This window comes from Pedobacter sp. MR2016-24, from assembly GCF_026239655.1.
In the GTDB taxonomy this organism is placed as follows: Bacteria; Bacteroidota; Bacteroidia; order Sphingobacteriales; family Sphingobacteriaceae; genus Pedobacter.
Genome location: NZ_JAPIVO010000001.1, coordinates 1 through 26,700, shown reverse-complemented (window position 1 = coordinate 26,700; position 26,700 = coordinate 1). Strand labels below are relative to the sequence as shown.

The 26,700-nt window shown below is 40.0% G+C and carries 19 protein-coding genes and 1 tRNA gene; 13 read left to right on the top strand and 7 right to left on the bottom strand.

Annotated features, from left to right (window positions below):
• Window positions 1-10 precede the first annotated feature (10 nt).
• Window positions 11-733, top strand: a complete 723-nt coding sequence (locus OQX62_RS00100) for a hypothetical protein (protein ID WP_265829226.1) — start codon at window positions 11-13, stop codon at window positions 731-733.
• A gap of 9 nt (window positions 734-742) precedes the next feature.
• Here OQX62_RS00100 and rnc read toward each other — a convergent pair whose 3' ends face one another.
• Genes rnc through OQX62_RS00085 form a run of 3 tightly spaced genes read right to left on the bottom strand, consistent with a single transcriptional unit; the run spans window position 743 to window position 3,022 of the window.
• Window positions 743-1,471, bottom strand: a complete 729-nt coding sequence (rnc, locus tag OQX62_RS00095; protein ID WP_265829225.1) for a ribonuclease III — start codon at window positions 1,469-1,471, stop codon at window positions 743-745.
• A gap of 31 nt (window positions 1,472-1,502) precedes the next feature.
• A complete protein-coding gene (gene fabF, locus OQX62_RS00090; RefSeq protein ID WP_265829224.1) occupies window positions 1,503-2,756 on the bottom strand; it encodes a beta-ketoacyl-ACP synthase II in 1,254 nt (417 codons plus the stop codon).
• Between the two features lie 29 nt (window positions 2,757-2,785).
• Entirely contained in the window at window positions 2,786-3,022 is a 237-nt protein-coding gene (locus tag OQX62_RS00085; RefSeq protein ID WP_008508386.1) for an acyl carrier protein, read from the bottom strand.
• Between the two features lie 164 nt (window positions 3,023-3,186).
• Here OQX62_RS00085 and OQX62_RS00080 point away from each other — a divergent pair, with 164 nt between their 5' ends.
• The 7 genes from OQX62_RS00080 (at window position 3,187) to OQX62_RS00050 (ending at window position 10,666) form a co-directional block, all read left to right on the top strand.
• Window positions 3,187-3,606: an IPExxxVDY family protein gene (locus tag OQX62_RS00080; RefSeq protein ID WP_265829222.1), complete on the top strand. Its 420-nt coding sequence runs from the start codon at window positions 3,187-3,189 to the stop codon at window positions 3,604-3,606.
• 141 nt (window positions 3,607-3,747) lie between these two features.
• Window positions 3,748-5,178, top strand: a complete 1,431-nt coding sequence (pyk, locus tag OQX62_RS00075) for a pyruvate kinase (RefSeq protein WP_265829220.1) — start codon at window positions 3,748-3,750, stop codon at window positions 5,176-5,178.
• Window positions 5,179-5,223: 45 nt separating this feature from the next.
• Window positions 5,224-5,311: transfer RNA gene (locus tag OQX62_RS00070), tRNA-Ser, on the top strand.
• Between the two features lie 328 nt (window positions 5,312-5,639).
• Window positions 5,640-6,632: a RhuM family protein gene (rhuM, locus tag OQX62_RS00065; RefSeq protein ID WP_265829218.1), complete on the top strand. Its 993-nt coding sequence runs from the start codon at window positions 5,640-5,642 to the stop codon at window positions 6,630-6,632.
• A gap of 144 nt (window positions 6,633-6,776) precedes the next feature.
• The gene (locus tag OQX62_RS00060) at window positions 6,777-9,011 is read left to right on the top strand and encodes a beta-glucosidase family protein (protein ID WP_265829217.1); all 2,235 of its coding nucleotides are present in this window, start codon (window positions 6,777-6,779) and stop codon (window positions 9,009-9,011) included.
• A 128-nt stretch (window positions 9,012-9,139) separates the two neighbouring features.
• A complete protein-coding gene (locus OQX62_RS00055; protein ID WP_265829216.1) occupies window positions 9,140-9,631 on the top strand; it encodes an FKBP-type peptidyl-prolyl cis-trans isomerase in 492 nt (163 codons plus the stop codon).
• Between the two features lie 9 nt (window positions 9,632-9,640).
• On the top strand, window positions 9,641-10,666 hold the full coding sequence (locus OQX62_RS00050) for a GntR family transcriptional regulator (RefSeq protein WP_265829215.1): 1,026 nt from the start codon (window positions 9,641-9,643) through the stop codon (window positions 10,664-10,666).
• Between the two features lie 80 nt (window positions 10,667-10,746).
• On the opposite strand, the gene OQX62_RS00045 is transcribed toward OQX62_RS00050, so the two are convergent.
• Window positions 10,747-10,920, bottom strand: coding sequence for a hypothetical protein (locus OQX62_RS00045; protein WP_265829214.1), 174 nt, complete (start codon window positions 10,918-10,920; stop codon window positions 10,747-10,749).
• 141 nt (window positions 10,921-11,061) lie between these two features.
• Window positions 11,062-11,673 (bottom strand): porin family protein, encoded by a 612-nt coding sequence (locus OQX62_RS00040; protein ID WP_265829213.1) that lies wholly within the window; start codon window positions 11,671-11,673, stop codon window positions 11,062-11,064.
• A gap of 360 nt (window positions 11,674-12,033) precedes the next feature.
• On the opposite strand from OQX62_RS00040, the gene OQX62_RS00035 reads away from it, so the two are divergent.
• From OQX62_RS00035 to OQX62_RS00015, 5 genes are all read left to right on the top strand, one after another.
• Complete coding sequence (locus OQX62_RS00035; RefSeq protein WP_265829212.1) at window positions 12,034-13,740, top strand: glycoside hydrolase family 3 protein; 1,707 nt, start codon at window positions 12,034-12,036, stop codon at window positions 13,738-13,740.
• A gap of 17 nt (window positions 13,741-13,757) precedes the next feature.
• Window positions 13,758-16,994 (top strand): UvrD-helicase domain-containing protein, encoded by a 3,237-nt coding sequence (locus OQX62_RS00030; RefSeq protein ID WP_265829211.1) that lies wholly within the window; start codon window positions 13,758-13,760, stop codon window positions 16,992-16,994.
• 2 nt (window positions 16,995-16,996) lie between these two features.
• Window positions 16,997-19,906: a PD-(D/E)XK nuclease family protein gene (locus OQX62_RS00025; protein ID WP_265829210.1), complete on the top strand. Its 2,910-nt coding sequence runs from the start codon at window positions 16,997-16,999 to the stop codon at window positions 19,904-19,906.
• Between the two features lie 79 nt (window positions 19,907-19,985).
• A complete protein-coding gene (locus OQX62_RS00020; protein WP_265829209.1) occupies window positions 19,986-20,972 on the top strand; it encodes a pyruvate dehydrogenase complex E1 component subunit beta in 987 nt (328 codons plus the stop codon).
• A gap of 84 nt (window positions 20,973-21,056) precedes the next feature.
• On the top strand, window positions 21,057-23,366 hold the full coding sequence (locus OQX62_RS00015; protein ID WP_265829208.1) for a Tex family protein: 2,310 nt from the start codon (window positions 21,057-21,059) through the stop codon (window positions 23,364-23,366).
• Between the two features lie 48 nt (window positions 23,367-23,414).
• Here the strand turns inward: OQX62_RS00015 and prfH are convergent, their stop codons facing one another.
• Window positions 23,415-24,026 carry a peptide chain release factor H gene (gene prfH, locus OQX62_RS00010; RefSeq protein ID WP_265829207.1) on the bottom strand — a complete coding sequence of 204 codons (612 nt, stop codon included), beginning with the start codon at window positions 24,024-24,026 and terminating at the stop codon, window positions 23,415-23,417.
• Window positions 24,026-25,426: an RtcB family protein gene (locus tag OQX62_RS00005; RefSeq protein WP_265829206.1), complete on the bottom strand. Its 1,401-nt coding sequence runs from the start codon at window positions 25,424-25,426 to the stop codon at window positions 24,026-24,028. The genes prfH and OQX62_RS00005 overlap by 1 nt, the downstream gene beginning before the upstream one ends.
• Window positions 25,427-26,700 lie beyond the last annotated feature (1,274 nt).

The following is a 26,700-nucleotide window of genomic DNA, read 5'->3' as shown; positions in this document are numbered from 1 at the left end:
TACATCATCTATGAAGCGAATAATAAGCAATATCATGTTGAAAGGCGTGTTGGTCTTCACCGTTTTTCTGAGCTGTTCATCGGCTGTCTCTGCGCAGGAATTCAGACTAAGTGGAGTGGTGATGGAAACCAGTTCTACCAACAGGATTGCCCTGGCTGAGATCACCAATAAAAGAAACGGTTTTACCGTTGGGAGTAACGATCTGGGTTTGTTTCAGATTAAAGCATCTACAGGTGATACGCTGGTAGTGATTAAAAGAGGATTTTCTGATAAGCAGATTGTTGTTTTGTCAAACAGAGATATGATCATCTATCTAAGCAGCGGAACTAATCTTAATGAAGTTAACATCCGCGGGCAATCTAAAAAGAATGAACTGGATCAGATCAGAAGAGATTTTAGAAATCAGGGCTCATTCTATGCTGGTAAACCACCTTTACTGTCCTATATATTCACACCGCTGACTGCAATTTATGAGCTATTTGGCCGCACACCAAAAAATGCAAAAAGATTTGGTAAGTATTACAATACCGAAATGCAGCAAACAACAATTGACGGTTTTTTCAATGAATCGCTTATTCAAAAGAATACCGAATTAAAAGGAAAGGAGCTGGAAAATTATATGCTGAACTACAGGCCGGATTATGAGAAGTCTAAAAACTGGACGGAATATGATGCTGTGAAATATATCAGGGATACCTACAAACAGTATACAGATACGCTGAAAAAGAAATAATTGGGATTTTTAGATAGATAACGCCTCACAAGCTTTTTCAGCAGCTTGTTTTTCTGCATTTTTCTTATTGTAATCTCTTCCTGTTCCGAAGCTCTCCCCCTCAATTACAGCCTGTATAGTGAAAAGTTTGGCACTGTCACCTTCACTGTTCTGAATCATATCAAACGAGATATCCTTAGCATGGCGCTGGCACCATTCTATCAGTTTACTTTTGAAATTGGTTTCTGTCAGTTCTAGGGTATGGATATCTATATAAGGCTTAACTATACGTTTTAGCAATAGATCTTTGGTGAAATTATAACCTTTATCAAGGTAGATGGCACCGATAAGTGCTTCAAAGGCATCCCCAAGCATAGAATGATGTTTGGTTTGCATATTGACCATTTTCTGATCAAATACGATCAGCTGATCAAAACCCATTTTACGCGCAAGCTGGTTCAGATTAGCTCTGTTAACTATTTTAGAGCGCATTTCTGTTAAAAAACCTTCTTCTTTGTAAGGGTAGTGTTTAAAAAGTAATTCTGCGATAACAGAGCCGAGGATGGCATCCCCAAGAAATTCGAGGCGTTCATTGCTGCTTCGACTGCCATTTTTTAAAACTTTAGCCACAGACCTGTGCCTGAATGCCATTTTATACAAAACGGTATTTCCAGGCACAAAGCCTAACATATTTTTCAGCTTTTTAATAAACTCTTTATCCGGAGATAAGTACAGTTTATAGAGGTCAAATAAGGGCATTAAATCTATTAAAATTCGGCATTTTGTGTTTTTACTCTTCGTACTTTTTGAAGATCACAGAAGCATTATGTCCACCGAAACCGAAAGTGTTACTCAAAGCTGCACGTACTGTACGTTTCTGTGCGGTATTAAATGTGAAATTCAATTTTGGATCAAATGCAGGATCATCAGTAAAGTGGTTAATTGTAGGAGGAACGATGTCGTTTTTTACAGCCAGAATAGCAGCAATAGCCTCAACTGCACCCGCAGCACCGAGGAGGTGACCGGTCATTGATTTTGTTGAACTGATGTTCAGTTTGTAAGCATCTTCACCAAATAGATCTACAATCGCTTTTGTTTCACTAATATCTCCAAGCGGAGTAGAAGTTCCGTGAACATTGATATAATCAATATCTGCGGTAGTCATGCCAGCGTCTTTCATGGCGTTGGTCATTACCATTTTTGCACCCAGTCCCTGAGGATGAGGAGCGGTAATGTGATTTGCATCAGCACTCATACCACCGCCAACTAATTCAGCGTAGATTTTTGCACCTCTTGCTTTGGCATGTTCCAGTTCTTCCAGAATAATCGTTCCGGCGCCTTCTCCGGCAACAAATCCATCTCTGTCTTTGTCAAACGGTCTTGAAGCCGTTGCAGGATCGTCATTACGTGTAGAAAGTGCATGCATGGCATTAAATCCGCCTATACCAGCTTCATTAATGATAGCTTCTGAACCACCACTGATAATCACATCAGCCATATCCAGCCGGATATAGTTATAAGCGTCTATCATTGCATTGGTTGATGATGCACAGGCAGAAACAGTTGCGAAATTTGGTCCGCGCAAGCCATATCTGATTGAAATATGGCCAGTTACGATGTCAATAATCATTTTTGGAATAAAGAAAGGATTAATCCTTGGAGTACCATCTCCAGCGAAAAAATTCCTCATTTCATCCACAAAAGTTTTTATACCACCGATACCGGAACCCCAGATTACACCTATCCTGTTCGTATCCAACTGTGAAAAATCGAACCCTCCGTCTTTTACGGCTTCATCTGTAGAAACAATAGCATACTGAACAAATGGATCTAATTTGCGGGCTTCTTTTTTATCCAAAAAGTCTTCAGCGTTGAAGTTTTTAAGCTCACATGCAAATTTTGTTTTGAACTTTTCTGTGTCAAAACTTGTAATCGGCGCAGCGCCGCTCACACCATTTAACAAATTCTCCCAGTATTCCGGGAGAGTATTGCCAATTGGAGTGAGCGCACCTAAACCTGTAACTACTACTCTTTTTAATTCCATTTATACGGATTATACGGAGACCGTATGTTCTACTTTACGTTTTTCTCTAGGTAAGCAATTGCTTGACCAACTGTACCGATAGTCTCAGCTTGGTCATCAGGAATTGCTACATTGAATTCTTTTTCGAATTCCATGATAAGTTCTACAGTATCCAAAGAATCCGCACCTAGGTCATTAGTGAAAGAAGCTTCTGGGGTAACCTCGCTCTCATCCACACCTAATTTTTCAACGATAATAGCCTTAACTCTTGAAGCAATATCAGACATAATGTTATAATTTAATGGGTTAAATAATTCAGTGCAAAGAAAAATAAATTCTGACACATTTCAAATGTTTTTATTTCTCTACCAATTTTAATGTTTTTATTTGAAATGGGAAAGCAAAAATAGTTTTATAATTTCGCATCTTAAAATAATCTATTCAATCTGCCTTGAACAAAACGTATTTAAAACTGTCATTAGATCTGGATTTTGTGCTAATCGCCATCACAGCATCATTAAAGGACTATGTTTTCTGTCATAAGATCAATACGAGACTAAATTTAAATTTTGAAAAAGCTGATGATCACGAGGTTTTTTTCAATATTGATGAGCCGGTGAGGGCTTTTTCTAAATATTATTTTTGTTCAGAGGAGGGAGATAATGATTTTTTTATCGTTAGTAACCGGAATAGTGAAGGATTTTTAATTCCTGAAATGAATAAAGTAGATTATTTTATGATAATCCAATCATATATTGATAAAGAAGATTTGAATTACATACTTACTGGTCTGAATAAACTCCCTGATATTCAGGTTGCTGCGCAGATTGATCCTGTCAAACTGAAGTCCAGAGAAAATTTGGTAATGTAAATTTTATATGCAAGGTGTATTAAATACACTATATTTGAAGCTTACATTATTAGTTAAATAACAGAATTAACAAGACTAACATTGGTTTTTCAGTCAAAAATCCCCATTTTGTTGGTCAGTAATAAATAAAAGTAACTCAAAATGAAACCCTTTCATTCCAGAACCAAAATCGTAGCCACGCTAGGTCCAGCCTCGGCCAAACCAGATGTCTTATACAGCATGTTTAATGCAGGACTTGACGTTTGCAGACTTAACTTTTCACACGGCTCACAAGCTGATCACCAGGAAGTACTGGATACGATCAGGGCAATCAATAAAAAACACAATTACAATGTTGGTATATTAGCTGACTTGCAAGGTCCGAAAATCAGAATCGGAATGGTACAGGATGGTGGTATCCAATTGGTTAATGGTAGCCGTACGATTATTACTACGAAAGAATGTATTGGTAATGAAGAGCGTATTTATATCACGTATACTACGTTCCCTAAGGACGTAAAAGCAGGAGAAATCATTCTTTTAGATGATGGAAAACTGCAAATGAGAGTTATTGAAACCAACCTTGAAGATGAGGTAGTTTGTGAAGTTGTTCACGGTGGTATCCTTACTTCGAGAAAAGGAGTAAACTTACCTAATACTAAGGTTTCTATTCCTTCTCTAACTGTAGAAGATCGTAAAAATCTGGAATTTGTTTTAGAAAATGATGTGGACTGGATCGGACTTTCATTTGTTCGTAATGCGGCTGACATCGTTGAATTGAAAGAAATCATCAAAGCTAGAGGCAAACATGCAAGGGTAATCGCTAAAATCGAGAAGCCTGAAGCGATCGCTAACATTGATGAGATCATCGCAGTTTCAGACGGTATCATGGTAGCAAGGGGAGACCTTGGTGTGGAAATGCCAATGGAAGAAGTTCCTTTGTTGCAGAAAATGATTGTTCAAAAATGTCGTGCGGCATCTAAACCAGTTATCATTGCTACCCAAATGCTGGAAAGTATGATCACTACACCGAGACCAACACGTGCTGAGGTGAATGACGTAGCGAATTCTGTATTGGATGGTGCTGATGCAGTAATGCTTAGCGGTGAGACATCAGTTGGAGAGTTTCCACTGATCGTTATCGAGACCATGCAGAAAATTATTCAGAACATCGAAGTAAACAACTACCCTTTCAATGCTGATAAACACCTGAAATCAAAATCTGACACTTTCTTAAGTGATGCAGTTTGTGATTCAGCTGTATTCTTAGCTAAACAAACAGGTGCTGTAGGTATTGTTTCTCTAACAGTGAGCGGTTATACTGCTTTTGAGATTTCAAGCCACAGACCAGAAGCATTGACCTATATCTTTACTAATAACAGGGGTCTTATCAATACTTTGAGTTTAGTATGGGGTGTACAGGCATTCTTCTACGATGCATTTGAGAGTACTGATAAAACGATTGCAGAGGTAAATGAGCAACTGGTAAAAGCCAAGTTGATTAAAAAAGGAGATATCCTGATTAACACTGCAGCCGTTCCAATGGAAATCAAAGGAAAAACAAACATGCTAAAAGTTACAGTAATTGATTAATTTGCTTTAACAATCAAAAAAAATACTACTTTTGCAACCCCGAATGGAGAGGTGTCCGAGTGGTTGAAGGAGCACGCCTGGAAAGTGTGTATACCTCAAAAGGGTATCGAGGGTTCGAATCCCTCTCTCTCCGCGAGTAAGCAAAGTAATTATAAAAGCGTCTTGAACTTCATGTTCAAGGCGCTTTTATGGTTTTGAGGAAAGCTCAGATCCATAATTGCGTAGTCAGTCAAACATTACTTACCACTATTACACTTATTAACTTGCGCCGGTTGAAAGCTTCTGCAAATTGTTGAGGCAGTACAATCAAAACCAGGCAAGGACATACTGAATACTTCATCTCAGAGTTGCCGATTTGACTATGTTGGAAAAGAAGCGAATAAATTTTTAACCAATTAATGTTCAATCGGGATTACATTAGCAGAATAATTTATTTTTTTCACCTTCAAAAACCATTCATCATGTTTACAGATCAAATATTATTTTATAAAACCGATGATGGTTTGCCAGCTATTGAAGTCACGTTGGTAAATGATACTGTTTGGCTGACCCAAAAGCAAATTGCTGAAGTTTTTGGCACCAGAGTTCCAGCCATTAGTAAGCATATTAGTAACATTTTCAAAAGTGGGGAGCTTGATACTTCAACTGTTTCCAAAATGGAAACAGTTCAAAAGGAAGGAGGTAGGGAAATAAAAAGAACTCTGGATGTCTTTAGCCTTGATATGATTCTTTCTATCGGCTATAAAGTAAATTCAATTAGGGCAACACAGTTCCGTATTTGGGCGAATGGTATCTTGAAGGACTATTTGATTAAAGGTTATTCTGTAAATGAAGAACGTTTAAGAGTACAAACAGATCAATTGGCCAGTTTAAAAAGTGCGGTAAACCTTTTAAGTAATGTATTAGAAAGTAAAGAGCTGACTTCTGATGAAGCAACAGGACTTCTTAAAGTGGTTACGGATTACGCATATGCCCTCGATATATTAGATAAATACGATCATCAGCAATTAACAATTGAAGGTACAACAAATGATAATGGGCTTTTTAGGGCAACCTATGGCGAAGCAGTAGAAGCAATAAACACTTTAAAGGAAAAATTTGGTGGGGGATCGCTCTTTGGTAATGAGAAAGATCAATCATTCAAGGGGTCTATTGGCACTATATATCAATCTTTTGGTGGCGTCGAATTTTATCCAAGCATAGAAGAAAAAGCAGCTAATTTGCTTTATTTCGTAGTAAAGAATCATTCTTTTTCAGATGGGAATAAGCGTATAGCGGCCTATTTATTTGTTTGGTTCATGGAAAAGAATAGCATTCTGTATAAGCAAGATGGTTCTAAACGTATTGCTGATAATGCGTTAGTTGCCTTAACGCTAATGATTGCAGAAAGCAAGCCCGAAGAAAAAGAAATGATGGTTAAAGTGATAGTAAACCTGATTAACAACAATAATTAGACTTCGGTTTATAAGAACTGAAAATTTAGTTTATCAGGTAGGATACGCGATTTCTCTCTTCGGATAATTTGGATGCCTTTTGCAGACAGTAAATGAAAGTTCTCTGCATACCCACAATTACATTTGCGGCTCATCAATCATCTTATGAGCCCTCAAAAAAAACTTTTCCTTTCTTGTTTACTCTGTAATTTCATCGTCCTATTTGCTCCAGATAACTATCTGAAAGCACAGGATGTCCTCATTAAACAGAAAGTTGCTGTAATGATGAAGAAGATGACCCTTGCAGAGAAAGTGGGGCAGATGGCACAGATTACGGCAGATACTGCTGTTCTTAATGATGCAATAGTAAACTATAAAATAGGATCTGTGCTGAACGTAGTGCCAGGGAAGTTATTCTCTGCAAGCGAATGGAATAAGTTTATACTAGACATTCAGGAGAAAGCAAAACAAACAAGATTGAAGATTCCTGTGCTGTATGGTCTGGATGATATTCATGGTGTCAATTACGTAAATGGTGCTACGTTATTTCCCCAACAGATTGGGCAGGCGGCAACTTTTAACAGGGATCTGATAAAAGAGGCAGCAACAATTACCGCTTATGAAGCCCGGGCAGCTGGTATACCCTGGAATTTTTCTCCCGTTCTTGATCTTGGCGTTAACCCGCAATGGCCACGTATATGGGAAGGTTTTGGAGAAGATCCTTACCTGGTTAAGGAAATGGGGCTTGCTGCACTGAACGGCTATCAGCAGCCGGTGGGCAGCAAAGAAAAGGTCGTTGCTACTTTAAAGCACTTTATGGGGTATTCGGATCCCAAATCGGGAAAGGACCGTACAGATGCCTGGATCCCGGAACACTATTTAAGAGAATACCATCTGCCAGCATTTGCAGCGGCAATCAAAGCGGGTGCTAAAACAGTTATGGTCAATTCTGCACTGATCAATGGAATTCCTACACATGTGAATAAACATATCCTGACAGACATCCTGAAAAACGAATTAAAATTTACCGGTTTCGTAGTGACCGACTGGAATGATATTGACTATGTATATAAAAGAGACCGGGTAGCAAAAAATGAAAAAGATGCCATCATGCTGGCCATTAATGCAGGGATAGATATGGCTATGATTCCATACGATTACAAAAGCTTCTGCAAAAATCTGATGGCACTGGTAAAAGAGGGCAAGGTTCCGGTAAGCCGGATTGATGACGCAGTGCGCAGAATACTTACTGTAAAATTTGAGCTTGACCTGTTTAACAAGCCAAATACATTTTTGGAAGACTATCCTAAATTCGGAAGTAAAGCTTTTCAGCAAAGTGCTTATCAGGTAGCCGCCGAATCAATCACACTACTGAAAAATAAAGACAATGTATTGCCTTTAAAAGAAGGAAGCAGGATTTTGGTATGCGGACCAAATGCGAATATAATGAGATCGCTTAATGGAGGCTGGAGTTATAGCTGGCAGGGCGAAAATACAGATGAGTATGCCCATGACTACCATACAATGCTGGAGGCTGTAGAAACCAGATTCGGAAAAAACAATGTGAGTTATGTAGCCGGAGTCAGTTATCTGAAGGAGGGGAATTTCAATCAGGATCAGGAGACTGATATCAAGTCTGCCGTTAAAGCAGCAAAAAAAGCAGATGTGATTGTTCTTTGTTTGGGTGAAAACAGTTATACAGAGACACCGGGAAACCTGAATAATCTGAATCTTTCACAAAATCAGCAACGTCTTGCGGAAGAATTATCTCAAACGGGAAAACCAATTGTCCTTGTTTTGAATGAAGGACGACCAAGGATTATAAATAAAATAGAGCCTTTTGCATCGGCAATACTACAGACATTCCTGCCCGGCAATTTTGGGGCAGATGCTTTGGCTGACATTTTAATGGGTAAGGTAAATCCTTCTGGAAGGTTACCTTATACTTATCCAAGAGAAGTTAATTCCTTAATCAACTATATTCACAAACCATCGGATGATGCCAATTACAATCCGCAATTCAATTTTGGATCAGGATTCGGATATAGCAGTTTCGAGTACACCAATTTTGGCATCAGTAAATCCGTCTTTAAAGCAACAGAAAACGTGACCATAACTGTGGCCGTCAAAAATACAGGATCAGTAACCGGTAAGGAAGTAGTTATGCTTTTTTCCAAACAGCTTTATGCTAGTATCACGCCTGACGTAAAACGGCTGAGAAGATTTGAAAAAATCAGTCTTGAACCTGGAGAAGCGAAAACGCTGACCTTTGTGTTACCCGTAAAAGAACTCGGCTTTATCAACCTGAACAATAAAAAAGTAGTAGAAGCAGGAGAATATGAAATTCAGATGGGGCGAATGACCACAGGTTTTACTGTAAGGGAAACAACTGAATTCTAATTTTATTTTGTAAGGACATTAACAGTTGAGAAAGCGGGGGTTATGTTTAGCCTGTTGCTGTAGAAATGAGTTTTTTGAATAGGAGATAGCTTGTGAAATATCAACTATTTAATAAAACAAACCAAATAATGAAATTTACTCAGATCATACTGACCGCAACTTTATTCCTAACTGGTATTTTAAGTACACAAGCACAAAATCAGGATAATTCAATTCCAGCTGCAGCAGTACCGCTGCCAACCGCTCCGGAGTGCAAAGCTTTTTTAGAAAAAAATAAAGTATCAAAAGATATAGTTGTTACTTCTTCCGGGTTACAATACAAAGTAATTGAAGAAGGAGATGGCCAGAAACCTTCGACTACTGATAAAGTAAGTCTTCACTACAATATTTCATTGATCAATGGCACTAAGATAGTCGACACTTTTAATGATAAACCCTGGATTCATCAATTGGATGAAGCAATGCCCGGAATGCAGGAGGCAGTAGTAATGATGCCTGTCGGGGCCAAATGGATTCTTTATGTCCCGGCCGCACTTGCATTTGGTAAGGAAGGATACAAAGATGTGCCGCCAGGTGCAACTTTAATTTGTGAGGTCCGGTTGCTGGATATCATTCGATAGTCGTCTTTCATGAATAATTATATCAAAGGACTGACAATGGACAATTGCTCCATGATGCCTAAATACCGGCAGCTCATGAAAGCTATTGTAAATGGTATTGATGGCGGGAAAATTGTCAGCGGAGATCAGCTTCCTTCTATACACGATCTGTGTGCTACGCTGGAATTGTCTAAAAATACAGTAGAAAAGGCATACAATCACCTGAAGAAATTAAGAGTGATTACTTCCGCTCATGGTAAGGGTTTTTTTATCACCAGACAGCAATCTGGTGAACAGCTGAAAGTGCTCTTGCTATTTAATCAGTTAAGTGCCCACAAAAAAATGATCTATGAATCTTTTACGGCTGCATTGGGAGAGCGGGCAGTGGTAGATTTTGTTATCTATAATAATGACGTAAATCTCTTTAACAGGCTTCTGCTGGAAAAGCAGGAGCAATATGAGAAAATTGTAGTCATACCACATTTTTCTGAAAAGGCCGGCTGCCCTTCTGAACCACTAAATGCTATCCCTAAACAGAAGCTTGTCCTGATCGACAAGTTAGTTGAAGGGGTAAGGGGAGATTTCTCTGCAGTTTATGAAGATTTTGAGGCGGATATTTATACTGCACTCGAAATGCTGGCGAATCGTTTGGCAGATTATTCACATCTGATCCTGGTTATTCCTGAACATATCTACTTCTCATCTGAGATCACTGTTGGGGTTAAAAGATTTTGTCGGCAGTACGATTTTAAAGTTGATATCTTCCACGAGGTGAAAGATTGTGCTTTGCAAAGTGGACAGGCTTATATCTTCTTATTAGAAGAACATCTGGTTCAGTTTATTGAAAAAATAATGGAAACCAAGTTTAAAGTTGGTGAAGATATAGGTTTGATCTCTTATAATGAGACACCACTAAAGCGTGTCATTCTGGATGGAATAACAACTATTTCTACTGACTTTGAATTGATGGGTAAACTTGCAGCTGAATGTCTTTTTGATGTTGAAAGCAGGAAAGTTGCTGTGCCGTTCGATATAAAGCTGCGTAAATCTCTTTAAGGCTTGCTTCTTATGATGATCTATTAAATAATAAAGCCTCTCCCGGATGAAGGAAAAGGCTTGGTTTTATTTTTAAAAGACTATTCTCCGCGTTTCCGCTCGTTGTCTTTATTTGAAGTCTGGTCAGAACGCTGACCACCTGCATTGGTTATTCCCTGTTGTTTTTTATCATTTTTCACATCATGATGTGCACGGTCAGCTGTTGGATTACCTTGTCCGTTCGCTGCAAGCTTTGAATCTTGTTGATTTTTCATAACTGTATTTTTTCGTTTATGTAATGAACCAAGCGTCGTATATACATAAATAACAGACTGTGCAGATTTATGTTTTAAAAAATAACCCTGACACTAATTAAAGAGTCAGGGTTAAGTCTTCCATAGGTATGGAAATATGATTTAGAATTTGATACCTACACCTACAGAGAACACCTGGTTCCTGAATTCTGGTGTCGTCGTAGTTCCATTCTCATTATTTTTCTGGAAATCTAAGGCATAACGTCCGTGGATATCAAATTTCTCATTCACATCGTATCTGAAACCAATTAAACCACCAACAAGACTTTTCTTGAATCTGTCTGAATCGTTTTCAACATTAGTCTGTTCTACACTGCCAAAGTTGTTTTCGAATTTATTTTTAGTAGACAGTAAAAATGATACCTGCGGACCAGCAACAATGTTAAACGCGCTACCTAATCTGAAACTCGCAAGAATAGGTACGTCTATAAAACTAGTAGTTTGAGTAAATTCTCCAAAAGTAGCAGTTTGTTTATACCCCTTCTGTGAGTATAAAACCTCTGGAGTAAAAGCTAATCCTGCGATCAATGGGATCTCTACAGTAACACCTGCATTAAAGCCTAATTTTGTCTTGGTATCAAAGTTATTATCTCCGTCGCCTTTGATAATGTCTGAAACGTTTAAACCTGCTTTTACACCAAACTTAATGTTATCCTGTGCGCTTGCTGCCGTAGCTGCAAAAAGGCCTATTGCCAAAATAAATATCTTTTTCATATGTTTTTTATTAATGTTAAGAAACATGCTTCACGTTATGGTTTTATGCTTAGCAGTCTCAACTCATTTGTGTTAACGGGGAGGGCATTGAAAGAAATGTGCCAGTTTCAATATTCCTATGACTTATACAGGATAAATTTGTAATAATAGCTGATTAACAGTTTATTATAAATGTTTTTTGAAATATATTCTGCTTTAGCAGTAGCGCAAAGTCTATCTAATGATGTGTATCAAATTTGATACAATTGACTGTCTGACTTAATTATCTCTGCTCTTTTTAACCATCACTGAATTAAAAAGGGTCATTTTACCCAGCTTAACCAGTTTTGATTAACTTTGATCTTCAACATACTGTTTTACATGATCCGCAAACATTTTTCCATACTTACCATTTTATTCGCATCAACTGTTTTTTCTGTGAATGCACAACAGAAATCATATATACAGACCTTAGAGGAACCCAATGCATGGGTAGATTCTGTTTTTAATAAAATGGGCAGACGCCAAAAGATAGCGCAGCTGTTTTTTGTAAGGGCACACACCAATAAAGGAAAGGCCTATGAAGATTCTGTTGGCCGCGTAATCCGCAGGGAGCGTATAGGTGGACTGGTATTCTTTCAGGGCGGTCCGGGAAGGCAGGCCATCCTGACCAATACCTATCAGAAACGTGCACGTACACCTTTACTCATTGCTACTGATGGAGAATGGGGATTAGGTATGCGCCTGGATAGTACCATGTCTTATCCCTATCAAATGGCACTCGGCGCCATACAAGATAAAAACCTGATCTACAAAATGGGTTTGGAGGTAGCGAAGGATTTTAAAAGAATCGGGGTGCACATGAACCTTGCGCCTGATGTAGATATCAATAATAACCCTAAGAACCCAATCATCAATTACAGGTCTTTCGGAGAGAACAAATATAACGTTGCCACTAAAGCTGCGGCATATATGAAAGGAATGCAGGACGGTGGACTATTGGTAAGTATTAAACACTTTCCAGGACACGGTGATACGGATGTAGATTCTCATTATGACCTTCCACAGCTCAACTTCTCTAAAGCAAGACTAGATAGTTTAGAAATCTACCCTTTTCGGGAATTGATCAGGGAAGGTTCGGCCGGGGTAATGATTGCGCATATGAATATTCCTTCACTGGATAATACACCTAATTTACCTTCTACCTTATCCAGGCCAATTGTAACAGGCATACTGCGGGAAGAACTTGGATTTAAAGGATTGATTGTTTCTGATGCGATGGAGATGAAAGGGGTAGTGAAGAACTTTAAGGATGGAGAAGCTGATGTATTAGGCGTAATTGCCGGTAATGATATTCTGGAGCTGTCTGAAAATAGTTCAAGAGCAGTGAAGTTAGTCAGGCATGCAGTTAGGGATGAGCGTATCAGCATGGATCAGATTGATGCCAGTGTAAGGAGAATCCTGATGGCCAAATACTGGGCTGGCGTAAATGTGCGGGACACCATCAATGAATATAATGTACAGGCAGAAGTTAACCGGCCTGAAAGTATGGTTCTGCTGCAGCAACTGGCCGACGCATCGATGACCTTATTGAACGGGCCGGGAGCAATTAAAGCACTGGGAATAGATAAAAGAACTGCAATTATCAGTATAGGTACACCGGACGTGACCGTATTTCAGCGAGAACTGAGCGGATTCTATAAAAACTCCACCTTGTTTACACTGGACAAAACTGCAAATGCTAATGCTGTTGCAAAGGTACTACGGGAATTGAACATGTTCGATCAGGTGATAATAGGTATCCATGATACACGTACGCGACCTGGAAATGGAATTGTACTGAGTCAGGATCTGAAAATGATGATCAGAGATATGTCTCTGAAGAATGCCGTTTTTGCACTGTTTGCCAACCCTTATAACCTGGCAGCTTTAACCGGAATTGAAAAGAGTAAGTCGCTCGTCGTGGCTTATCAAAAAGAAGACTTTATGCAAAAAGCTGCTGCTGCTGTCATAAAAAACCAATTAACGCCTACAGGGAAATTACCTGTTACGGTAAGTCAGTTTTTTAGATATGGCGACGGAGAATAGGTTTATTAAAACATATTATGGCTCAACCGCTAAAAATATTACAAGCTTCAGCAGGTTCTGGTAAGACGTTTAGTTTAACGGCGCATTATCTTACCCTGCTGCTATCAGGTGAAACAAAGTACCGCGAAATTCTTGCAGTAACTTTCACCAATAAGGCAACGGAGGAAATGAAATCCCGGATTATGGAAGTGTTAAAGGGTTTCGCCACCGGAGATCCGGAAGTAGAAGCCTATCGCACACTGGTACTGAATGCACATCCGGATCTCGATTTTGTAAGTCTCCGGGAAAAGTCTGCCCGAATCTATAAGCGGATCCTGCACGATTACAGCCGTTTCTCGGTTAGTACGATAGATGGTTTTGTACAGAAGGTTATCCGGGGCTTCGCATTTGAACTGGGGCTGGACTCTGGTTATACGCTGGAGATGAACTTTGATAAGGTGAAAAATGAGCTGGCAGATAAACTTGATGAGCAACTGGATCATAATCCTAATCTGCTTGCATGGATCATCGATCTGGCACTGGACCGGATCGATAATAATATCAGCTGGAATTACCGGACAGAACTAACAGATCTGGCAGGTGAAATATTTAAAGAACGTTATCAGCCTTTTGATAATGCCATTCAAAATCTCATTCAACATACCAATCTGGATGAACTCTTTGCAAGTTATGGTAAGGAGACGAAAAAACACATCCAGTCATTTGAAGAGATGATTGGACAGCTCTCTGCTAAGGCAACGGAGATATTCGAGACGTCCAGCATCAATCTCGATCAGTTAAAGGGTAAATCAAGGTCGCCGTTAAATAACCTGAAAAAGATTGCCGCCGGAGATATGGATAAGATGGAGAGCCTGACCAAACTTATTGATGAACCTGATGAATGGTTTAAGCCCGGTTCGGATATGTCTTTATATGACTCGTTGAATCCAATCATCCGTCAGCTGAATCTAAGTTATATAGAGCGGTTACCAGAATATATTCTTGCACAGGCATTTAATAAAAATCTGTATTATTTACGACTCATGCAGGAGATGGCCGTGTTGTTAAAGACTTACCGGGAAGAAAGCGGAAGTCTGCTGATCAGTGATGCCCAGAATTTGTTAAAAGGAATCACAGGAGAGGATGATGATAACCCGGCTTTTATCTGGGAAAAAACCGGAAGCAGGTACAGACATTTTTTGTTCGACGAATTTCAGGATACCTCATCTAACCAATGGGGCAACTTCAGGCCTTTATTGAAAAATGCGATGGCCGAAGCAAATGGTAAACTGATTGACCATTTGATTGTCGGAGATGTGAAACAGTCTATATACCGCTGGCGTAATGGCGACTGGAACATTTTACATCAGCAGGCAAAAAAAGATATTGGTGTTACTTACGTTACGGATGCAAATCTGGAAGAGAACTATAGGAGTACTGAACATATTATCAATTTCAATAATACACTTTTCAGGGCGCTGCCCATATTAATGCAGCGAAATATCAATCAGACTATTGAAGATCAGTTTGAAAATCTGCCTTTAACTCAATGGTGGGAAGAGAAAGGTTTCAATCACATCATCACGGATGTGTATGGTGAGGCAGAACAAAAGGTCACACCCAAAACAGCATCAGGTGGAACGATAGATTTCAATGTGCTCAAAACGGATGAAAATGGTGCCGTCTTAAATAGAACAGGATTCAAAGCAGAAGCTTTGCGGCGGACAGTGGAAACACTAAACCGCTTGTTAGTAATAGAGAAACGTTATGAGGCTGGTGATGTGTGTGTACTTGTTCGCTCCAATTCAGAAGCTATTGCAGTGGTTGATGCGCTGATGGAAAACAATATCAACGTCATCTCGGGCGAAGCCCTGCTGATTGCTAACAACACTTCGGTAAAGATATTAATTGATACACTGATGGTCATGTCCGGAATTCCATCCAATACAGCACTATATAAAGCAAACTGTATCAGCTTATATGCGCAGCTGGAGAAAAGAACACTAGACCCGGCATCGCTGTTTAATCTGAAAAGTAAACCACTGGAGGAATTGACGGAGGTTTTACCGCCGGAGCTCTGTCAGCAGTGGCGCAGCTGGATGCAGCAGCCATTGCCGGAACTATTGGAAAAATTGATTGTGTCCTATGGGCTGAATCAGGAACAGCATGCTGACCATCTTCCGTATTTGTTTGCATTGAGAGATCTTGCCGGAAATATCACGCGGCAGGGAGAAAAAGGAATCAGCTCTTTTCTTAAGTATTGGGAGGAAGAGGGCGGACGCAAAACGCTGCCTTCTTCTGAAAGCACAGATGCAGTGCAGGTAATTACTATCCATAAATCCAAAGGACTCGCTTTTAAAGTAGTCATGATTCCATTTTGTAACTGGGATATCAATGGTAAAATCAATACGATATTTTGGGTACCGGCTGCCAATACTCCTTATCATCAGTTGCAAAGCATCCCCTTAAAATATAATTCCAGCCTGGGTGCCTCCACGGTAGCTATATCTTATTATGAAGAGCTCCTGTATAATAATATGGATGCGCTGAATATGTTATATGTAGCCACAACAAGAACGAAAGAATATTTATATATCAGCTGCCTGGGTAAAAAAGCAGATAGTATCAGTACTATTGGTGATCTGCTCATCAAAATTCTGGATGAACAACTTTCAGAAGATGGCCGTTTCCTGGTAGATGAAGAAGTGGTGAAAAAGGTGTCGGGCGGTTCGCAGGTATTAAATAAGCCTGAGTTAATCAGCTTAAAGGAATACCCTACCTCAGATCGCTTAAGTGAAGTATTCAATATTGACCTGAAGAGAAGAGAAATTGACATGTTGCTCAATAATACAGCAGGGAGGGAGGGAAATGTGCTCCATGAAATTCTGGCTCTCGCTGCGGATATAGAAGATATTGATCATGTATTGGCAGATTTATTGGCTGATGGCCTTTTTAAAGCGCAGGAATTACCATTTTTCCGGACTCAGGCGATGAACGTGTTACAACATGAAGCCCTGCAGGATTTATTGAAGAACAGTATTCAGTCGGTCAATGAAAAAAGTATCATAGATATTTCCGGCAAAAGTTACCGGCCGGATAAGGTATTGTTCTTAAAAGATGAGGTGGCGGTGATCGACTATAAGTTCACGAAGCAGCAAAGCAGAAGCCATATCGCACAGGTGCACGGGTACCGGAACCTGTTGCAGCAAATGGGCTATCCAAAGGTGAGCACGTATTTATTTTATGCCCAGAGTGGCGAATTGATTTTGGTTTAATCATGAAAGCGTTTTTAAAAGAAGTTGCTGAAGATCTGGTAGAACGTTTAGGTAAAGACCTGCACAATGCAGCGATCGTGTTTAATAATAAACGGCCTGTTGCCTATTTACAGCACCATTTGGCACAAACGATAGGAAAACCCTTCTGGAGTCCCTCGTTCTTCACCATACAGGAATTTTTTGCGCTGTCTACAGACTTGCAGGTGGCGGATGGTTTTACGCAGTTTTTTACTTTATTGCAGCAATACAATAAACTGCTGAAAGAGGAGGGGACTAAAGAAATTAACCCTGATGTTTTTTATCCGGTGGCAAGGATTATCCTGAGCGACTTCGCCCAGATTGATAATGACCTGGTCAATGCAGAGAAATTGTTTGAGGAACTGGAAGATATTGCAGTCATCGAAAAAGATTTCCAGCACCTTACGCCAGAGCAGCAGGCTTTTCTGGAGCAATTCTGGACCTCTTTCTCTACTGGCAAGCAGAAAAATCACCAGGAGCAGTTTATCCGGATGTGGCGCAGAATGCCGAAATTATACAAAGGTTTTCATGAAGCTTTAAGGGCAAAGGGAAAGACGTCTATGGCGCATGTTTACCGTAAACTTGCAATGGGCACTACAGATAAACCCGGTTTTATTGATGATTTTGAAAAAGGAAAACTGGTCTTCGCCGGTTTTAATGCATTGAGTAATGCAGAGGCCGTAATCTTTAAACGCTGGAATGAAGAAGAGCGCGCACTGTTTTACTTTGATACGGATAGCTATTATATGGAGGATGATACGCAGGAAGCGGGATTATTTCTCCGGAAAAATATACAGCGACTCTCGCTGCCGAATGCGCTTGGTGCGAGCCGGCCGCTTATCAAAACTGCTAAAAAAGAAGTTAAAGTCTATAAAACTCAGGGGCAGACTGCACAGGCAAAGATCCTGCAACAAGAACTCCATGAAGATTACAGCATGCTGGAAGCTCAGGACAATGCTGGTAAAATTGCCTTGGTACTTGCAGATGAGAGTCTGCTGCTGCCTGTACTACAAACTATACCTACACATTATACCGGTGAGGAAGGTATAAATAAGGTCAGCCTGAATGTGACCATGGGATATCCGCTTCTGGCTTCTTCAATTTTTGGACTGGCGGATATCTGGCTTACCGTACAATCACAATTAGCCAGCGGCAAAAAAGACACCGTTTACCACAGAGAAGTAGATGCATTTTTGTCGCACCCACTGGTAGGTATTCCTCAGGAAATACGTAATGGTTTACATCAGGAAATCTTAAGCGGGCAATTGATTGAAGTTGATCTGCCCCTGTTAAAACGCGCCGGCGCATTGCCGGAGTTATTTTTCAGTAAAACCACTACCGGATCGGCTGCGATAGTAAACCTGCAGGAGATTTTTAAAATGGTACTCGAGCAGCAGCTGGAAGAACAAACTCTCAAACAAACTGAAGTAGATTTATTTATTGCTACCATAAAAGAGCTGAACCGTTTGCATGATACGCTGACTGAATTTGCTGGTCGCCTGCCGCTGCCATTTGTTCTTTCCCTTATTCAGAAAGCAGTACAGAGTATTGCAGTTCCGCTAACGGGGGAACCTTTACAAGGTGTGCAGGTGATGGGATTGCTGGAAAGCAGGAGTCTCGATTTTGATCATGTATATATATTAGGTGTAAATGAAGGGATCCTGCCGCAGGTAAGTGTTTCTCCAAGTTTTATTCCTGATAGTATCAGAAGAGCTTACGGATTGCCGGTAATTGAAAACCAGGATGCTATTTCTGCCTATATGTTTTATCGCTTATTACAGCGTTCGCGTAAGGCAACACTGGTCTATAATGGTCAGTCCGACGACAATACAACAGGAGAACCCAGCCGCTTTCTTCGTCAGCTCGAGTTTGAAAGTGGTTATACCTTTAAGTATTTTGATCAGTCGCAGGCCGTTAGTCCGGAACACCCTGTTCACATGGACATTCAAAAAAAAGGTGAAGTACTGCAGCGTTTACATCTTTATCTCGATGGGCAGGATCCTTCCGCAAGGTTATCTGCGACTGCCCTGACTACTTATATGAATTGCCCGGTGCAGTTTTTCTATAAGTACATTGCTAAAATCGGAGAGCCGGAAGCACTGGCAGAAAATCTGGAGGCCAATAATATTGGATCCATGTTGCATTATGTACTTGAAAAATTCTACGAGGAACTGAAGGCCCAAAATGCGTACATCACCACCGAACGGATAGTAACACATCGAAAACACCTCAAGCGCTTATGTGAAATTGCTTTTGCAAAAGTAATGTTCGATAACGAGGAACAGGTAGTGCTGCATAATGGCATGCAGCAGGTGGTGCTGGCTATTGTAATGGAATACGCTAATGTGATCCTTGATCACGATGAGAAGGAAGCTCCCTTTACTATTCTCGGGCTGGAAAACAAAGATGAAATTATGTTTGCCATCACTATAAATGGTGAACAGCGGAGCGTAACTCTCCATGGAATTATTGACAGGATAGATCAGAAAGATGGAGTAACTAGAGTAGTTGATTATAAAACTGGCCGTGATGAACTTCAGTTCTCCTCGCTGGGAGATATTTTTGATGCCACAACAGATAAGCAGAACAAAGCCTTAATTCAAACCCTGTTTTATACCTATGTATATGAACAGGCAAGAGGAATTACCAATATGGAACCTAACCTGTATCTGATCCGGAAAATGCGTAAAGAAGGGACCTTATTTCACTTTTCGGAGACCCGCGGAAAAAGGATTCATTTGCAGGCAGAGCATTTGGAAGGGTTAAAACTGAGCTTTAGCCAGTTAATGAAAGAAAAATTAGAAGAATTATTTAATCCACAAACCCCATTTATACATACTACGCTGCCTGATAACTGTAAATACTGTCCATATTTGTCGCTTTGCGGTCAATAGGAATTAATGTAATCAAAACACTACTTTATAATTAAGTTACAATAGTTATATTTGCCGGCAGTTAACATTTGAATATACAATGAGAGAGATTCAATTTAGAGAAGCTTTGCGTGAAGCTTTGAGCGAAGAGATGCGTAAGAACGAAAACGTTTTCTTAATGGGCGAAGAAGTTGCGCAGTACAATGGTGCGTATAAAGTAAGTCAGGGTATGCTTGATGAGTTTGGCGACAAACGTATCATTGATACGCCAATTGCTGAGCTTGGTTTTACCGGAATTGGTATCGGCGCTGCAATGAATGGATTAGTTCCAATCATAGAGTTTATGACATTTAACTTCTCTCTGGTTGCAATTGATCAAATTATAAACGGTGCTGCTAAGATGTTATCTATGAGCGGTGGCCAGTTCCCTATGCCGATCGTATTTCGCGGACCAACAGGTAACGCAGGACAGTTAGGTGCACAACACTCTCAGAATTTTGAGAACTGGTATGCAAACTGCCCGGGTTTAAAAGTTGTGATTCCTTCAACGCCTTACGAAGCCAAAGGATTATTAAAACAAGCTATCCTTGATCCGGATCCGGTTATTTTCATGGAATCTGAGGTAATGTATGGTGATAAAGGTGAAGTTCCTGAAGATGAATATTACATTCCAATCGGAAAAGCTAAGGTAGTTAAAGAAGGTACGGATGTGACTATTGTTACTTTTGGAAAAATGCTTACACGCGTTGTTAATCCGGCAGTAGAAGAATTGACAAAAGAAGGAATAAATGTAGAAGTGATCGATTTACGTACGGTACGTCCTATTGATTATGCTACTATCATTGAATCGGTTAAGAAAACTAACCGTTTGGTAATTGTTGAAGAGGCATGGCCATTGGCTTCTATCTCTTCAGAAATTGCTTTCAATGTACAGAGAAATGCATTTGATCATTTAGATGCTCCGGTATTGCGTATCACTTGTGCTGATGTGCCTCTACCATATGCACCAACCTTGATCGCCGCCAGCTTACCAAACGCAGAACGCGTTATCAAAGCGGTGAAAGAAGTAATGTACGTAGCAAAATAAGCTATCTCATAAAAAATAATATAAATCCCGTTGGCTCAGCCCCGCGGGATTTTTTTGTTTTATATCCATTAAACATCAAATTACATGAGTAATCACTCAAAAATTATTGCTGTAGAACTAGCTGTAGCTGAAAAGCAGGTTATTGCAACTATTGAATTATTAGATGAGGGCGCAACGATACCTTTTATTTCGCGTTACCGTAAAGAGGCAACAGGAAGTCTCGATGAAGTGCAGGTTGCTGCGGTGCGTGACAGGTTTCAGCAGTTACGGGAATTGGATAAGCGCCGTGATGCGATATTCAAGGCGCTGACCTCATTGGGGAAATTAACTCCTGAACTGGAAGAACAGCTGAATGCTGCAGTAAATATCACCGCATTGGAAGATATTTATCTTCCCTACAAGCCAAAACGTAAAACGCGTGCATCTGAAGCCAGAAGAAAAGGACTGGAGCCTCTGGCTCTATTGATTTTCGCACAAGGGAAATTAAACCCTGAAGCTGAAGCAGAAAAATATTTGAATACAGAACTCGGTGTAATGACTTTAGAGGATGCATTGGCAGGTGCGAGAGATATCATTGCAGAAATGATTAGTGAGAATCTCGAGGTAAGGAGTGATATGCGTAAGTATTATCAGCAAAAAGCAGTCATCAAATCTACTGTAGTTAAAGGAAAAGAAGAAGAAGGAATAAAATATAAGGATTATTTTGAATGGGAAGAGGCAGTAAAGTCGGCCCCATCTCATCGGATATTGGCCATGAGACGTGGTGAAAATGAATCTATCCTTAAATTAGAGGCGGTACCGGAAGAAGAAGGTGCTATTCAGATTCTGGGAAAACATTTTATACAGGGTACAAGCGCTGCATCGAAGCAAGTTGAACTGGCCTTAGATGATAGTTATAAAAGACTATTAGGTCCGGCAATGGAAACAGAGCTGCGCTTATTATCGAAACAGAAGGCTGATGAGGAAGCGATTCGCGTATTCGCTGAGAATGCCAGGCAGTTATTGCTTGCTGCACCAATGGGGCAGAAGAATGTACTGGCAATAGATCCTGGCTTTCGTACCGGATGTAAAGTTGTTTGTCTGGACAGGCAGGGTAAATTATTAGAAAACACAGCGATTTATCCGCATACCGGTCAGGGCAATGTTAAAAATGCTGCTGATACCATTCAGAAATTATGTGTTAAACATGAAATTGAGGCCGTAGCAATCGGAAATGGTACTGCCGGAAGGGAAACAGAAGTATTTGTAAGGAGCCTGAATTTAGCCCATATACTGATTGTAATGGTGAATGAAAATGGAGCATCTATTTATTCTGCTTCTGAAGTTGCGCGTGAAGAATTTCCTACACAGGATATCACTGTTCGAGGTGCAGTATCCATAGGGCGCAGACTAATGGATCCTCTGGCTGAACTTGTTAAAATAGATCCTAAATCTATTGGTGTGGGGCAGTATCAGCATGATGTAGACCAGACAAAACTACAGCAGTCGCTCGATGATACGGTGATGAGTTGCGTAAACGCTGTTGGTGTTGAATTAAATACTGCATCAAAACAGGTTCTTGCCTATGTTTCTGGTCTTGGACCTCAGTTAGCGCAAAACATTGTTACTTATAGAAATGAGCATGGCGCTTTTAAAAACAGGGAGAGCTTGAAAAAAGTTCCCCGTTTGGGCGACAAGGCATATGAACAGGCGGCAGGTTTCTTAAGAATCAGGGATGCTGCGCATATTTTAGATGCGAGTGGTGTACATCCGGAGCGATATGCGTTGGTTAATCAGATGGCTAAAGACCTGGGGCATTCTGTAGATGAACTATTGAAGGATATCAAACTGCAAAAGAATATTAAACTACAGCAGTATGTGAGTGCAAATGTCGGCCTCCCTACACTTAACGATATCATGAATGAGCTGGCTAAGCCAGGAAGAGATCCAAGAGAGCAGTTCGAAGCTTTCAGTTTTACAGATGGTGTAAATGAAATCGCTGATCTTAAGGTGGGTATGAAGCTGAATGGTATAGTGACTAATATCACCAATTTTGGTGCTTTTGTAGATATAGGTGTACATCAGGATGGATTAGTGCATACCAGTCAGATGGCAGATAAATTTGTTGCGAACCCTAATGATATCGTTAAAGTAAGTCAGAGAGTTGAGGTGACCGTCAAAGAAATTGATGTAGCCCGTAAGAGGATTTCTTTATCAATGAAGAGTGAGCATGCTCCGGCTAAGAAGTCGGAGGGGAGGCCAGAGAGAAAGGAATTTAGAAAACCTGATCAGTCAAAACCTGTTAACAATAGGCCACAGGTAGCTAAAAATAAACCTCAGCCAGCTAAACCTAAGGCGGAACCGGAAGGGGATTTACAGATGAAGCTTGCTGCATTGAAGAATAAATTTAAGTAATATCATAAGAGAGGCGCCAGACGGCGCCTCTCTCGTTTTGGTATATCATTACAATTTTTCCGTGATCACTTTAACAGGGTTTCCTCTTTCTAATAAAGAATGATTGATCCATTGATCTTTCTGTTGTGCAATACGATGATCTGTCTGCCAGCTCATAATTTTGGCTTCCAGTCTTTCTATGCATAGCTTTTTATTCTGTAATTGGGAACGGGTGTCCATTACCAAAACTTGTAAACCTGAAGGTTTGTGTATCCCTCTTACTGCAGTTTCTACTTTATTTACATTTTGTCCCCCTGGCCCTGAAGCCCGCAATGTTTCAAAAAAGATTTCTTTGGGATTCCATTGTGGTCCTTCTGTTTCATGCATCACTGCTACAGAAACAAACCAATTTTTACGCTTATGAAACTTGCGGTAAGGACTCTGCGAGACCCAAAGTACAGATCCTTCCCATTCTTTAATGAAAGAAAGGTTTTCTCCCCTGGCAGATAAAGTAGCGGAAAGAAGTGTTCCATTAAGCTCTCCACTGATATTTTCCAAGACTTCTATCTGTATTTTTAATTTTTTGGCCTGTTTAAGTATCATTTCCTGTACTCTGGCCACTACTTTGCAGCATTCTGCAGGTCCGTGACCTGATGTGATCTGTATAGTTATATGTTCCATTAATCTTTGTTCATTCTAACAATTTTTGGTAAAAATTTACCTTGTACCTCTACGAGTTCTTTTTGTGAGGACATTACTTTTTCAATGTCTTTGTAGGCGAGTGGGTTTTCTTCTACACTTCCTCCGATCAAAGTAACACCTGCGCTGCTCAATAATTTTTTTAGCGCAGATGCTGTCATTTGCTGTTTTGCTTTCATTCGGCTCATTGCACGTCCTGCGCCATGAGCGGCAGAAAATAAGGCATTTTCTATCCCTTTCCCCTTAACCAGATAAGCTGGTGTAGTCATACTTCCCGGGATAATTCCCATCTGTCCTTTATGTGCAGGTGTTGCCCCTTTTCGATGTATGATCACATCTTTTCCATCTGCCATTGTCTCTTTCCACGCAAAATTATGGTGGTTTTCAACGTTAGCCAATGCTTGCAAGCCTAATTTGCTTAATAAAGTCTGATGTATGGTATCGTGACAGGCCTTTGCATACTCACCTGCAAGGTTCATACTTAACCAATATTCCTGGCCTTCTTCTGTACTTAAATCTAACCAGGCAAGTTTTCGAACCTCTTTCGGCAGCCTGCATTTATCCACTGCTATTTTTGTGTAGTGGTTAGCTATATTTGCTCCTACACCGCGACTCCCCGAATGAGACAGAAGAGCCATATACTTTTTTGCAGGAAGATGGAGTGCATTATTGTCAAATAATTCGATCTCTCCGAATTCTACAAAATGGTTTCCACTACCAGAAGTTCCTAATTGTCTTGCTGCTTTTCCCTGTAAACGTTTCAAAAATTCTGTTTCCTGAAATACCGGACTGTCCAGTATTTCATGATAAGGCTGGTGTTCCAAAGATCCTTCCATCCCAAAATGGGTATAATCTTTCAGCGCAACTTTTATTTGATGGCTATAGCGCTTGAAGAAACTTTCACTTTCATCTATAATGGAGAGCGACATACGGCAGCCTATATCTACGCCAACCGCATAAGGGATGACTGCATTGTTAGTCGCCAATACCCCACCAATGGGTAAACCATATCCAGTATGAGCATCGGGCATCAGTGCTCCTTGAGTAACTATAGGCAAGGACATTGCCAGTTCCATTTGTTTTTTTGCTCCTGAATCGATGTCTTTTCCTCCATAAATCTTCAATAATGCTGTATCCTGAAGAAGAGAGAAGGATTGAAAATTGCAGTTGACTTCTTTTTCGATAAATGTAGCTGCTATTTTCTCCAAATGTTCATGTTGAAGAAAGGACTCCGGTTTATCTTTAATTTGTATAAGTAGGTTAAGTATATCAGATTTGGAATGATATTTAAAGTGCCTCGAGATAATGTTAATCACCAAACTCCTTGCTTTATCATTTGTATAGCCTATTTTACTAAGCTCTTTTGTTTTTAAATTGTGCATTGTTTTGATAACTGCTTGTTGCCGGGAACATGACAGCTTTGGTCATGCTGCTACCGGTATAAATTATATGAAATTGAATTATTTTCTGTAGATGAACAGAGAAATTCAAACAGCCCTTTTAAAGGATTGCCCAAAAGATCTTCTGATTACCTGAATATAAAAGCAGACGAATTTTAGCCGATCATTATTTGATCAGTATTTATTCCATGGAATGTTATGATAGGAATATGCGTCAGCCTTAATTAGGCAATGAGCGATAGGGGCGATATGTAGAACTGTTCAGTCATGATTCCTGTATTTTTAAAAAGGTTGTGTAATAAGGAATTGGTACAAAGGTAGACTAACTAATCAGGTTATTCCAAATTTATTTTAATGTATTTATTAAGTATATATAGTGTATGTTGAATTTATTGGTTGATGGAAAATTTGTGGGAGTTGGTTTCTTGCTGTTAGGTGTGACTATTCTTGAATCCTGATTGCCCCCAGTATAAGACAACCGACATACAGCAAAGGATGTGTAAAGTAAATCTAGTATAAGACACAGTATAGGACAAGTATCGGACACAAGGTGTTAACATGAGTATTGCTATAGGGTTGGTATAGGGTTGATATAGCCTTTTGCTATTCCAAACCTATAATGCCCCCTATGTCAACCTCTCCTGAATATGCAATCAACCCTATAGCAATAATTAACATGTTACCTTGAATCTGGCCACCTATCGTATTAGTGACTGTATTGATCTTAGATTTTCTTTAAAAACGGTGGAGTTCTGAGGTTTCCATATATACGGATCATATCTGTCTCTGAGATAAGTCGGATTCAGATCGACAATAGTCCATCTTTTGGTCGATATGCAAGCAGGTTGGAAGCAAGGTGGAAGCACGGTAAAAGCACGTTTTCCCAGAAAAACCTGCTTTTTTCGTGCTTCCATACTTCTTCGACGGTGCTTCCTTCATATACTATACCCGAACTCCACTTGAGCAGGCTCCTATCTAAACCATAAGCAGACCACCACCGATATCGAATCTGTAATGCCCATTGATATGTCCGTTCTTTATCTATACAAGCTTCTTCTAAACATTCGTCAAGCCCTATTCAAGAATCATTAACGCCCCACCCTTAAACTTTGGCTAATTCTCATTTAAAACAAAGTAGAAGAGAGAGGATTAGTCAATCTCTTTGCCACTATCCATCAATCAGAGATCCAATTGGTCCTTTGCGGATGTAGTTGAATAGACCAGTCCGCAGGTTTTTCAACCGAATTGACCTGGGC